Annotated in this window: 6 protein-coding genes; all 6 read left to right on the plus strand. The window is 46.7% G+C overall.

All coding sequences use genetic code 11. From position 1 onward, the window contains the following. Positions 1-7: 7 nt before the first annotated feature. Positions 8-1,849, plus strand: a complete 1,842-nt coding sequence (locus P3T48_RS02775; protein ID WP_276505543.1) for a SusD/RagB family nutrient-binding outer membrane lipoprotein — start codon at positions 8-10, stop codon at positions 1,847-1,849. A gap of 20 nt (positions 1,850-1,869) precedes the next feature. After that, positions 1,870-4,149, plus strand: coding sequence for a GH92 family glycosyl hydrolase (locus P3T48_RS02780; protein WP_276505544.1), 2,280 nt, complete (start codon positions 1,870-1,872; stop codon positions 4,147-4,149). Positions 4,150-4,181: 32 nt separating this feature from the next. Next, positions 4,182-6,353, plus strand: coding sequence for a GH92 family glycosyl hydrolase (locus tag P3T48_RS02785; protein WP_276505545.1), 2,172 nt, complete (start codon positions 4,182-4,184; stop codon positions 6,351-6,353). 215 nt (positions 6,354-6,568) lie between these two features. Beyond that, complete coding sequence (locus P3T48_RS02790; protein ID WP_276505546.1) at positions 6,569-8,056, plus strand: glycoside hydrolase family 125 protein; 1,488 nt, start codon at positions 6,569-6,571, stop codon at positions 8,054-8,056. Positions 8,057-8,081: 25 nt separating this feature from the next. After that, positions 8,082-9,083, plus strand: a complete 1,002-nt coding sequence (locus P3T48_RS02795; protein WP_276505547.1) for a glycoside hydrolase family 130 protein — start codon at positions 8,082-8,084, stop codon at positions 9,081-9,083. A 510-nt stretch (positions 9,084-9,593) separates the two neighbouring features. Then, complete coding sequence (locus P3T48_RS02800; RefSeq protein ID WP_276505548.1) at positions 9,594-13,823, plus strand: endo-beta-N-acetylglucosaminidase; 4,230 nt, start codon at positions 9,594-9,596, stop codon at positions 13,821-13,823. Positions 13,824-14,030 lie beyond the last annotated feature (207 nt).

Raw genomic sequence — 14,030 nt, forward strand, 5'->3', positions numbered from 1 at the left:
TGACACAATGAAAAAGACAATTATATTCAAGGCTATGCTTATGTCAATGGCATTAGCAAGTTTGGCTTCTTGCTACGACATGGACGATATGAGCAAGAATCCATACGAATTGCCTGATAACACCACTGGCGGCGGTGAAGAGCAGCCTGGTGAGGAGGACAAAACCAAGTATGCCGACATCAACATCGACTACAAGGTAAGCAAGGCAGATACCTTGGCGCTGAAGAGCGAGTTGAGCTCTGCCAACACCGTTTTCCGCAACTTCCTCTATGAAGGATTCTTCAACGACTATCAGATCACTACCAACCTGAGTCATGATATCTATGCGGGCTTCGTGGCTAACAACCAGCCTAAGCATGCAGGTCAATCTCCTGACTATTTTTATAAGGATGGATGGAGTGGAAGACGTTGGGCTCATTTCTACAACGACCGCAGCAGCGAGTATCGCACCTTGTTGCGTGTCTTTAAGTTCAACGAAAACACCAAGAAGTACAAGAACTTGTTCTATGCCACACGTATCTACTATGCTTTCTTGGCGCTTGCCAACACCGATACTTATGGCGATATGCCTTTCAAGGAGTATGTACAGGCAAAGATTCCTGAGACCAACAATGTGGCTTACAACACCCAGGCTGAGGTTTACGATGCGATGTTCCGTATGTTGGAGCAGGCTGTAGACAGTATCAAGCCAAGTGATGCTACTCAGGTGGGTTATCCTACCGATGATATCTGCTATCATGGTGACTGGAACAAGTGGCTCCGCTTTGCCAATTCTCTGCGCCTTCGCATGGCTTTGCGTATCTCCAACGTAGACCCTGCTCGTGCTAAGAAGGAAGCAGAAAATGCTCTTAACAACAAGTATGGTCTGATGCAGAGCAACGACGACAATATGCAGATCGTTCCTAAGTATGCTCTTGTAGAGCAAGGCGGTACTAACGATGGTGGTAACGAACATCCTTTAGTGATGTGTAGTGTTTGCTACAATGGTGAGAGCGTGATGTCTAAAGACTTGGAGAACTTCTATCGCAACGCCAGTGAGGGTGGTACAGAATATAAGATCAAGACAGGTCGCAATAGCTTTATCACCAAGAAGATTGACCCACGTTGCTTGGTAAGCTGGTATCGCATCAAGATGACATCGAGTACGCTGGAGGCTGGTGAGGATAGCCAGAGAGAAGACTTCGTAGGTTGTGAGCGTGGTGCTCAGGCTCCTGTTATTGATATGGGTACTTTGAACTTCTCACTCACTCGTACAGCACCAAAGAGCAATGGTAAAATTTTGGATCCTAACTACTTCTTCAGCCGTGAGCGTGCTTACCTCTTGTTAGGCTATGCTGAGTCTGAGTTCTTGAAGGCTGAGGCTGCTTTGCGTGGCTGGGCTGGTATGGAACTTACTGGTACTGCCGAGCAGTACTACAAGTCTGGTATCAAGGCTTCTATGGACTACTATGGTATTGCCGATGACAAGGCACAGGCTTATATCGATGGCTTGAAGACCCTTACTACTGATAAGGTATTCGAGGGTGGCGACAAGGAGAAGCAACTCGAAGCTATCATCACTCAGAAGTGGATGGCTATCTTCCCTAATGGTAATGAGGGATGGGCTGAGTTCCGTCGTACCGACTATCCAGTTTTGGCTAACCAGTTGACCAACAATAGTGGTGGTGACGTTCCTATGGGTAAGAATATCAAGCGTATTCTCTATCCTTATAGCGAGAATAGCAATAGTTACTTCACTTCTCATCCTGAGCTTCTGCAGGTCAACACACAGGGCAAACGCCTCTGGTGGGACGTAGCTGATACCAATGATGATAGTGGTAATCGTGTGCAGCCTAACAATTTCAGATAATAAAGAGTAACTTATTGTCTATGAGAAAAAAATCAGTTGTGTTTATATTCGTATTTTTCACCTTGATGGCGCAAGCTGTCAAGGTGAATGTACAGAATGCGGTGGACTTCGTGCAGCCCTTGATGGGCTCCGACTCCGACCACGGGCTTTCCACAGGCAATACTTATCCTGCCATCGCCATGCCTTGGGGCATGAACTTCTGGGTTCCCCAGACAGGAAAGATGGGCGATGGATGGCAGTACACTTATGCTGCCAAGAAGATAAGAGGACTGAAGCAGACGCATCAGCCCAGTCCTTGGATCAATGACTACGGTCAGTTCTCGTTGATGCCTGTTGTAGGAAAACCTGTTTTCGACGAGGAGCAGAGAGCCAGTTGGTTCTCACATAAGGCAGAGAAGGCGACACCTTATTATTATAGTGTCTATCTCGCCGACTACGATGTGACTGCCGAACTTTGTCCTACGGAGCGTGCTGCGCTGATGGCTTTCACCTTCCCTAAGACCGATAGTGCTCATGTCGTTATCGATGCTTTCGATAAGGGTAGCTATATCAAGATACTGCCTGACCAGCGCAAGGTGGTGGGCTTTTCCACTCGTAATAGCGGTGGTGTGCCAGCAAACTTCAGAAATTACTTTGTCATCGAGTTCGACCATGACTTTGACGCTGTGCATAGTGTAAAGGATGGCGAATATCAGGAAGGCCATGAGCAGGAGGGCAACCATGTGGGTGCCATCATCTCCTTCAAGATAGGTAAGAGAGGCGAAAAGGTACAGGCTCGTGTGGCTTCTTCCTTCATCAGTGAGGAGCAGGCTTGGCAGAACATACAAGAGTTGGGACAAGCCGATATGGAGCAGCTCTGCCAGCAGGGTAGAAACCGCTGGAACGAGGTGTTGGGCAAGATCGAAGTAGAGGATGAGAATATCGACCATCTGCGTACTTTCTATAGCTGTCTGTATCGTTCGGTACTCTTCCCACGCGCTTTCTATGAGAAGAATAGTGTTGGCGAGATCGTACATTACAGTCCTTACAATGGTACTATCCAGAAGGGCTATATGTTTACCGATACTGGTTTCTGGGACACCTTCCGCTGCCTCTTCCCCTTGCTCAACCTGATGTATCCTTCTGTCAATGAGAAGATACAGGATGGTTTGGCTAATACTTATAAGGAGAGTGGCTTCTTGCCAGAGTGGGCAAGTCCTGGTCATCGCGGTTGCATGGTGGGCAACAACTCAGCCTCTGTGGTGGCCGATGCTTATCTCTCTGGCTTGCGTGGCTATGATGTCGAGACCCTTTGGCAGGCAGTGGTGCATGGTGCCAACGCTGTTCATCCTGAAGTCAACTCTACAGGTCGGCATGGTTATGAGTATTACAACAAGTTGGGCTATGTGCCTTATGATGTGAAGATCAATGAGAGCGTGGCTCGCACCTTGGAGTATGCTTACGACGACTGGTGTATCTATCAGTTTGGTAAAGCCTTGGGTAAGTCGCAGAAAGAGTTGAAGCCTTTTGCCAAGCGAGCTAAAAACTATGAGAAAGTGTTCGACAAGGAGAGCGGTTTGATGCGCGGCAGATTGCTGAATGGAAAGTTCCAAGCTCCCTTCAATCCATTGAAGTGGGGTGATGCCTTCACCGAGGGCAATGCTTGGCACTACACCTGGTCGGTATTCCACGACCCTCAGGGCTTGATGCGCCTCATGGGTGGTAAAGACCGATTCAACCAGATGCTCGATTCCGTATTCCAGCTTCCTCCTGTCTTCGACGATAGCTATTATGGTTTCACCATCCATGAGATCAGAGAGATGCAGGTGATGAACATGGGCAACTATGCACACGGCAACCAGCCCATCCAGCATGGCATCTATCTCTATGGTTATAGCGGACAGCCCTGGAAGAGTCAGTACTGGGTGCGCCAGGTGATGGATCGTCTCTATACACCTACTCCCGATGGCTATTGTGGTGATGAGGACAACGGACAGACCTCTGCCTGGTATGTCTTCTCTGCCATGGGCTTCTATCCTGTTTGCCCAGGTACAGGACAATACGTCTTGGGCACTCCTTATTTCCATAAGATGAAACTACATCTGGAGAATGGCAAGCAGATTAACATCCTCGCTGATGGTAACGGATGCTATATCGACGAGATGCAGCTCAATGGTCAGTTGTACGAACGCAACTACCTTGACATGAATGCACTGAAGCAGGGTGCTAACCTCTCCTTCCACCTATCTGAAAAGCCTAATATGCTGCGCGGTACGATGGAGGCTGATGCACCTTATTCTTTCTCTAACTTCTCTAAGTAGTTTTTCAATAAAACATTTCTTATATTCTGAAAATGAGAAAAAGTTTATTTCCTATATTAGTATTGTTGGCTTGTGTGATGGTTGGAGGCCATCCACAAGCCGCTTTTGGTCAGACAGCTGACAACCTCACCCAGTTTGTAAACCCACGTATTGGTACAGGCGGTCATGGACACGTCTTCTTGGGTGCCAATGTGCCTTTCGGCTATGTGCAGTTGGGACCTACAGAGCATACGCGCGGTTGGGACTGGTGCTCGGGCTATCATGAGTCCGACTCGGTGTTGATAGGCTTCGGACATCAGCACCTCAGTGGTACGGGTATTGGCGAGTTGGGCGATGTAGCCTTCCTGCCTGTTACCGATGCCAAGCAGAAAGAGGTGGTGTTTCATCATGCCAACGAGAATGTGCGTCCTGGCTATTACGCCGTGAAGCTACAGCAGCCCAATGTGTGGGTGGAGCTTACAGCCACCAAGCGTGCTGGATTCCATCGTTACACCTTTGGAGCCGATGTAAAGAAAGCCCAGTTGGTGCTCGACCTCTTCCAAGGCATCGGATGGGATAAGCCCACAGATTATGCCTTGGACGAGATGAAAACCACAAGTGTAGCTGGTCATCGCTTCTCTACAGGTTGGGCAAAAGACCAGAAGAATTTCTTTGTAGCAGAATTCTCGCAGCCTGTTATCATTGAGCCTTTAGACAGCGGCAGATGGTTGGTGCAGGTCTTTGATGCAGCTCAGCCCCTTCTCATCAAGGTGGGACTCTCGGCAGTGAGCATTGCCAATGCCAAGGAGAACCTGAAGGCAGAGATTCCGGCATGGAACTTCCAGCAGGTGGTGGCGAAAGCCGATGCTGCCTGGAACGAGGCCTTGGCTAAGGTGAGGGTAGAGACAACCGATGCTACCGTGCGTCGCATCTTCTATACTGCAATGTTCCATTCCATGACCGCTCCTTCGGTCTTCTCGGATGTCAACGGAGAGTATCGTGGTGCTGATGGTAAGGTGCATCAAGGCGACTTCACCAACTACACGACGCTCTCGCTCTGGGACACCTATCGTGCAGCACATCCTCTGATGACCCTGATACATAGGGAGATGTTGCCAGATATGGCAAGTACCTTTATCAACATCTATCGTCAGCAGGGCAAACTACCTGTATGGCATCTGATGGGCAATGAGACCGACTGTATGGTGGGAAATCCGGGTATTCCGGTGCTTGCTGACCTGGTGCTCAAAGGATATGTCAAGGATAAGGAGGGAGCCTACGAAGCCATGAAGCAGTCGGCTTTACGCGACGACCGTGGTCTCGGCTTGCTCAAGAAGTATGGCTATCTGCCTTACGACAAGGATCCAGAGATGGAAACAGTGGCTAAGGGACTGGAGTATGCTTTGGCAGACGACTGTGTGGCTAAGGTGGCTCGCTTGTTGGGCAAGAAGGCTGATGCTAAGTATTTTGCTCAGCGTGCTCAAACCTATCGCAAGTACTTCGATAAGCAGACCGGATTTATGCGTGGCATCGGTACTGACGGTACGTTCCGTGTACCTTTCAATCCTTTCTCGGCTGTTCATCGTCAGGACGACTACACGGAGGGCAATGCCTGGCAGTACACCTGGCTCGTTCCGCATGATGTGCATGGACTGGTGAAGCTCTTCGGCAACGAGCAGCAGTTTGTTACTAAGCTCGACTCTCTCTTCATCGTCACGGGCAATATGGGCGACAATGCTTCTCCTGATATCTCAGGTCTGATAGGACAGTATGCTCATGGCAACGAGCCAAGCCATCAGGTGCTCTATATGTATAACTATGTGGGGCAACCCTGGAAGGCAGCACGCCTCATCCGCCAGACCATGCACGAGATGTACAAAGACGATTACGACGGACTGAGTGGTAATGAGGACGTAGGACAGATGTCGGCATGGTACATCCTCTCGGCTATGGGACTCTATCAGGTAGAGCCTGCTGGTGGTAAGTATATCATCGGAAGCCCTGTATTGGATAAAGCTACCCTCAACGTAGGTGGTAAGGACTTCTCTATCGTCTGCAAGGACAACAGCAAGGAGAATATCTATATACAGTCGGTGAAGTTGAATGGCAAGCCTTACACCAAGTCGTATATCATGTATCAAGACATCATGAAAGGTGGAATCTTAGAGCTCCAGATGGGTAGCAAGCCCTCTAAGTGGGGCACACGTGCGGCTGATCGCCCATAATGCCTCTTTTTCGCAAGTTCTGAAGTTAAAGGAGTTAAGGAGTTATCGCTCCCTATTGTCGCTGAGGAGTTAAGACAATAGACTTTTTGGCGTAGTTCTTTTAAGCCGCAAGACATACGGCTAAACTCCTTTAACTTCCTGATATGCGAAAGTTCAGTTATAAAAAAATAGAACTCATTCATAATAACAACCCTTCATAACACAAAACCCAGACAATGAGAAAAACAATATTGACAATGGTCCTTCTTGCTGCCATGACAGCCATGGCACAAGAGCATGCTGAAGTAGATGTACACGCTCGTTACACCAAGGTGGTGACACCTGTCAACGGCAAGTATGAGTCGAAACGTCCACCTGTAGAGGAACGACTCTTCACGTCTGTGGCTGTAGAGAAGAAGATCAAGGAGATACAGAAACTCCTGAAGAAGAATCCTAAGCTCGCCTGGATGTTTGCCAACTGTTATCCCAATACCTTGGAGAGTACCGTGCACTATCGTGTGCTCGAGAATGGCGACGACGATACCTTCGTCTATACTGGCGATATTCCAGCCATGTGGCTTCGCGACTCTGGCGCACAGGTGTGGCCTTACATAGCCCTTTCCAACAAAGACGAGAAACTACAGAAGATGCTTCGTGGCGTTATCCTTCGCCAACTGAAGTGTATCAACATCGACCGTTATGCCAATGCCTATAATGATGGACCTACAGGAGCTGGATGGCAGAAGGATGACACCCAGATGCAGGCAGAGGTCTTCGAGCGTAAGTATGAGATCGACTCGTTCTGTTATCCCATCCGCTTGGCTTACGAATACTGGAAGGTGACAGGCGACGACTCGATCTTCGGCAAGGAATGGATGAAAGCTATCGAGAATATCCTCAAGACCTTCCATGAGCAACAGCGCAAGGAGACAGCCAAGGCTTATCACTTCACTCGTATGACCGACCGTGCTTTCGATACCGTGGGCTGGGATGGTTTTGGTGCTCCTGTGAAGCCCGTAGGCCTCATCGCTTCTATGTTCCGTCCTTCTGATGATGCCACCATTCTTCCTTTCCTCATCCCTTCCAACTTCATGGCGGTTTCTTCCATGAATAAGGCGGCTGAGATATTGAAGTATGTAGCCGAGAAAGCTGAAGATGCTCAGAAGATAAAGGCGCTCAAGATTGCTGCCGACTGTTCTGACCTCGCCAAGGAGGTGAAGGAGGCTTTGCAGAAGTATGCGGTATGCGAACATCCTAAGTATGGCAAGATTTATGCTTACGAGGTAGATGGTTTTGGCAACCGTCTCTTGATGGATGATGCCAATGTGCCTTCACTCTTGGGTATGGGCTATTTGGGCGATGTGGAGATGGACGATCCTATCTACCAGAATACACGCCGCTTCGTATGGAGTGAGGACAATCCTTGTTTCTTCCGTGGTAAGGCGGGTGAGGGTATCGGTGGTCCACACATCGGCTACGATATGCCTTGGCCAATGTCTATCATGATGAAGTGCTTCACGGCTACCAACGACGACGAGATTCGCTGGTGTATGAAGACGCTCCTCAACACCGATGCAGGCATGGGCTTCATCCATGAGTCTTTCCATAAGGATGATGCTTCCAATTACACCCGTGCTTGGTTTGCATGGCAGAATACCCTCTTTGGTGAGTTGGTTATCAAACTCGTCAACGATGGTAAGGCTGAGCTTCTCAATAATCTATAATCATACTTTTTATTAAGCAATAACAATGAACGATATCAAAATCATAGGTGCTGCGCTTCCCAACATCCCTTGGGAAGACAGACCACAAAATAGCAATGTGCCTTTGTGGCGCTTTTCTCAGAATCCTATTATCGAGCGCAATCAGCTACCCGACTCCAATAGTATCTTCAATAGTGCCGTAGTAACTTATAAGGACGGATTTGCAGGTGTTTTCAGATGTGATGACAAGAACCGACGCATGACGCTTCATGCTGGTTTTAGTAAAGATGCCATCCACTGGGACATCAACGAGGAAACCATCCGTCTGGAGTGCGACGACAAGGAGATAGGTGAGTGGGTGTATGGCTACGACCCTCGTGTGTGCAAGATAGGCGAAAAGTATTATGTCACCTGGTGCAATGGTTATCATGGACCAACGATTGGTGTGGCATGGACAGAGGATTTCAAGACTTTCCATCAGTTGGAGAATGCTTTCTTGCCTTACAACCGCAATGGTGTGATGTTCCCTCGCAAGATCAATGGCAAGTTTGCCATGCTGAGTCGTCCAAGTGATACAGGACATACTGCCTTTGGTGATATCTTCTATAGCGAGTCTCCCGACTTGGAGTATTGGGGACATCATCGTCATGTGATGGCACCTGCTGCCTTCGAGGAGAGTGCTTGGCAGTGCATGAAGATTGGTGCTGGTCCTGTGCCTATCGAGACTTCTGAAGGATGGTTGTTGCTCTATCATGGTGTGCTCCACTCTTGCAATGGGTATGTCTATGCTTTCGGTGCTGCGCTGCTCGACTTGGAGGAGCCTTGGAAGGTGATAGGTCGTTCGGGTCAGTATCTTATCACACCTCAGGAGTTGTATGAGTGTGTGGGGGATGTGCCAAACGTTTGTTTCCCTTGTGCTTCGCTCTGCGATGCTGAGACTGGACGCATAGCTGTATATTATGGTTGTGCTGATACGGTTACTGGTTTGGCTTTCGGTTATGTGCCCGAAATCATCGACTTTATCCGTAAGACCAATATCGTGAAGTAACTTTTTTAAGGAGTTAAAGCCGAATGTTTCGGCTTGGGAAGTTAAAGAAGTTAAAGCCATATGCTTTATTGCTAAATATACAACAAAAAAGGCTATTGGCTATAACTTCTAACGACCGAAGGGAGTGATAACTTCTTTAACTACTATAACTTCCGTACATGCGAAACTTCAGGAAGAAATATTAATACGACAAGGTAAATTCTGCGGTAAAAAGTTTTCAGGAAAAGTTTTAGGTTTATTTTAATAACCGCTATGGTGTGCGAGAAGCATACCGTAGCGGTCTTTTTTTCTATTTATGGAGTCTGATTATTTTCCCTAATTATGTTGAAAATGTGAACTTTGCTGCCTTTTTTAGGCGGATGCGAAAAAAAAATAAAAAAAAAATCATTTTTGAGTAAGTAGTTTATGTTTGGGTGTTGTTATAAGAGCGTATTAACTAACTTTTTTGGGAGAAACTCTATGTACGAGACTACCCATAAATACTAAATTTAATAACTAAACCCTAACAGTATGAGACTAAATCGACTTTTTAGTGTCGCGCTCTCCTTCCTTTTTGGAGTTTCAGCAAGTGCTCAGCAGCCTTATGGCGGATGTTGGCATCCAGAACACATCAAGAACTGGTCGCCAGAAACCGACAAGAATGCTAAGTTCAACCGTTCTAAGGTGCCATTGGCAAAACGCTTCAAGGAGCCTACCTTGATGAAAGCCAATGCAAATCAGTTCTATGAGGGACAGGTATGTAACGCTACCATTCTTTTCCCTACATGTAGTTCTTGCCCATCTCAGGGTGCTAACAACTTCTTAGGTTATCAGCCTACTTATTGGCAGTATATGGATAAACTCGTTTATTGGGCAGGTTCTGCCAGCGAGGGTATCATTATTCCTCCTCCAGCACCATCTACTGATGCTGCTCACCAGAGTGGTGTGAAGTCTCTTGGTCAGATTTTCTTCCCTCCTTATGCTTACGGTGGAAATTCAGCATGGGTTCGCGAGATGCTTACTAAGGAGAATGGCTCTTACATCTTTGCCAAGAAATTGTATGAAATCGCTAAGTATATGGGCTTCGATGGTTGGTTTATCAACCAGGAGTCTGGTGGCTCTACTCTCTCAGAATGGGCTGGTTTCATCAAAGAGTTTAATGCACTCGCTGATGCAGATGGCAATACCCACATGGAAATCCAGTGGTATAATGCGAGTGGTTCACCAAGTCCAACCATCTTGAAGTCACATAAGAATACTTCTCAGTTCTTGGAGTATGGAGCTAATGGTGACTATCGTGGTCAGGCAGCGTCACTTGGTTGCACAGAGGCGGAGACTTTCTCTAAGATCTATGCAGGTATCCAGGTGGTAAGTAGCGGTCATACCGGATTCGGTTATTATCTCAATAGGTCTATGCCTACAACGGGTCACGTAGGTTCTATCGACTTGTTCTGCCCAGAGGAGCGTATCTGGAAGGATAACGTAAAGAACCTTCTTGGTAAGGATGATACAGGTCCAAGTGCATACGCAGCTATTCAGAAAACCTTTAAGAATGAGGAGATGATGTGGGTGAACCAAGAGGGTGACCCAACTGTTACATCTACTACATCTTGGCCTGGTATTTCTAACCGCGTATTGGAGCGTTCTGCTATCACTAATATGCCTTTCGTCAGCTCATTCTGCGTAGGTGTAGGTAAGCACCGCTTTGTAGAGGGCAAGAAAGAAGGTACACAAGACTGGTATCATAGTGGTGTACAGAGCATCATGCCTACATGGCGTTGGTGGATTGAGAACAAGGGCAACTTGTCTGCTTCTATCAACTGGGAAGAAGCTTACAACTATGGTTCAAGCATTGAGGTGAGCGGTAGCTTGACAACAGGTGATCACCTCATGCGTCTCTATAAGACGATGATTCCTGTAACAGCAGGTGGTACTCTCCGTCTCGTTTACAAGACTACAACTCCTGGTACTGTTGAGATGAAGTTGGCTACAGAGAGTTCTACAACTCCTGACGTAACTCTGAACGATGCTACTGTAACAGAGAAGAATGGTTGGACCATCGCCGACTATGACTTGGCTACACTCAATGGCAAGACCATCTATATGATTGCCCTCAACATGAAGAGTGAGACAGAGGTTCCTTACTATCAGTTGAAACTCGGTGAGCTCGCAGTGTTGCCAGCAGGTTATGCTCCTGCAAGCGTTGACGTTGAGAACCTTGCATCTACAACTACTCTCGGTGCAGAAAAGAATGATGTTCGTTTGACTTGGGATTATACCTATAACGACGACTTCGATCACTTCGATATCTATAAGAAGCATGAAGATGGCGAGCGCACTTTGGTAGGTCAGACTCGTGGCGAGGCTTTCTATGTTCCTACATTCGTTCGTAATGGCGTAGATAATTTCCTCGAGATGGAAGTAGTTCCTGTCATGAAGGATATGAAGCAGCAGCCTGCTAAGAGCATCAAGCTCAACTATCCTAAGGGTACAGCTCCTGTAGTTACCTTCTCTTTGGGTAAGAGCTACCTCGAAGTAGGTGAATCTACACATATCACAGCTAAGGGTACAGGTAGACCTACAGCTTGGGAGTGGATTTTGCCAGAGGGCTTGGAGTTCAAGCCAGGTACTGCTACTAATGAGGAGACAATCTACGTAGTGGCTAAGAAGCCAGGTAAGATGAAAGTTACTGTAAAGGTTACTAACGTTGTTGGTACATCTGAAACCACTAAGCAAGTTATCGACGTTATTGCTAAAGAAGACGCTGCAACCGTTTACAACGTAGTACAGAACAAGACTGTGGTTAAATTCTCTAACTCTACTAATAGTACTGAGACACCTTGGAAGATTATCGATGGTGAAGTTTATCCACAAGAGACAAGCGGTAAGTGGTGTACATTGCAGAGCGACCGTTGGGCTATCTTCGATTGCCAGAGCGCATATCGTATCTATGGTTTCTGTATCTATGATGGTAACTCTGGTCCTGAGTATGGTGTTGACCAGATCAACAACTATAAGATTCAGCTGTCTAACGACGGTGAGACCTGGACAACAGTGGTTGATGCTGAAAACCGTGTAAAAGAGAGCATCAAGTATGACTATATTCCTCCTTTCAAGGCACGTTATGTGAAGTTGATTCCTGAGGCTAATGGTACTCTCCGTATTTGGGAGTTCCAGGTATTCGGTTCTGAGGACAACAATATGTCTATTTCGGTTCCTTCTTCTGAGATGAAGATGAACGCTGGTGAGACACAGAACATCGTTGTAACTTACGACTTGAATGGTGATCCAAGAGATCCTAAATTCGCTTGCCGTGTGAAGTCAACTGCTGGTTTGAAGGTTGGTACTATCACAGAGGATCAGGCTAACTGCACATTCACCATCCCTGTAACAGCAGGTATGAAGATGGGTGTTGAGAAACTCACTATCACAGTAGATAATGGTGGTACATACAAGGAGCGTGTTGTGAATATTAGCATCGACTCTAATACACAGCCTAACATCTTGACAGGTGCTACTGCTGAGGTTCGTCACTATAAGGGTGATGGTGGATTCGGTGTTGCTTTCGACAAGTACGATATCCCTGGCTTGACAGATGGTGACAAGGCTACTGAGACTCTTGAAGTAATCCAGGATCCTTCTACTCATAAAGATGACACATGGGCTATCTTTACAGCTCCAGATGGTAAGTCTTGGAATCTCTCTAAGGTTGCTATCCACATCCCTAACAACAACAAGGGTACAAATGATAACGATGAAACAGGTATCGTAAACAAGGAGATTAGCATCGCTGTAGGTAACGATATCAATAACTTGACTCGCGTGAAGACATTCTCTGACCTGGGTGAGGTATCTGAGTTGGAGTACATCTTGCCAGACTTCGAGGAGACTAAGTATATCGCAGTGATCTGTAACTTGAATCCATACTTCTATCCTTCTTTGGCTGAGGTTGAGGCTTATGAGCAGTTTGCTGCTGCTATGCCAGCTGTAGCTCCAGTAGTAGTGAAATCAGGTTGGAATGCTGACGTTATCGCTGAGGGCAAGCCTTCAAAACAGTTCTCTGACAATATTCTCGACAACCAGGGATGGGTATTCTATACTGAGGGCGTTCAGAAGGAAGGTGCTCTTTGTGGCAGCAATGGTATCGTAACAACAGCAAATGGAACTCAGTTCCAGATAGCTGACTTTAGTAAGAAGAATGCGCTCACTCTTAAGTCTAACTTCTCTGCTGGTACATTGGAGTTTGAAAATCCAGAGAAGTGTGAGGAGCTTTACTTCCTCGTTGTCTCTGCAAATGGTAAAGCAAGTCTTGTTGCTACAGCATATTACACAGACAATACTCATACCAATAATGAGCGTTATACTCCTCAGGATTGGTATACCGATTCTCCATCAGGTAGCGAGGCTGTATATGGTTTGGGTCGTATTATCACTAAGCAGAACCTTCCATATTACCAAGACGATATCGATACAGGTAAGATTCGCCTCTATGAGTACACTATGAAGACTGATAAGTCGAAGGAAGTGAAGAATGTAGAGTTCACAAAGACCTATGGTGGCGGTGGTTATATCACCATCTTGGGTATTTCAAGAAAGGGTAATGGCGTAGCTACTGGCATCGAGAACATCGAGAATCGTCCATCAGCAAGTGCTGTAAATGGTATCTACACTATCAATGGTATGAAGATCAACACCTTGCAGAAGGGCATCAACATCATCAAGATGTCTGATGGTACAACAAGAAAGGTTGTTATCAAGTAAACAATAATTTTTATTCATCTATCAAAGGGTGCATCACAACGTGGGTTTTGATGCACCCTTTTTAAATCCTTACGATTTAGCAGGTTGGCACTGGGGAGGGCGTGTCAAGATGCCTGCCCTCCCAGTGCAATCTTGCTAATTGTTAAACCTATGTCTTTTTGCGTAAAACTCGGGCAAAGTCTTGGCTTTTTCATGATTTCTCCGTAC

Origin of the sequence: Segatella intestinalis (assembly GCF_029348455.1) — a bacterium.
Classification (GTDB): Bacteria; Bacteroidota; Bacteroidia; order Bacteroidales; family Bacteroidaceae; genus Prevotella.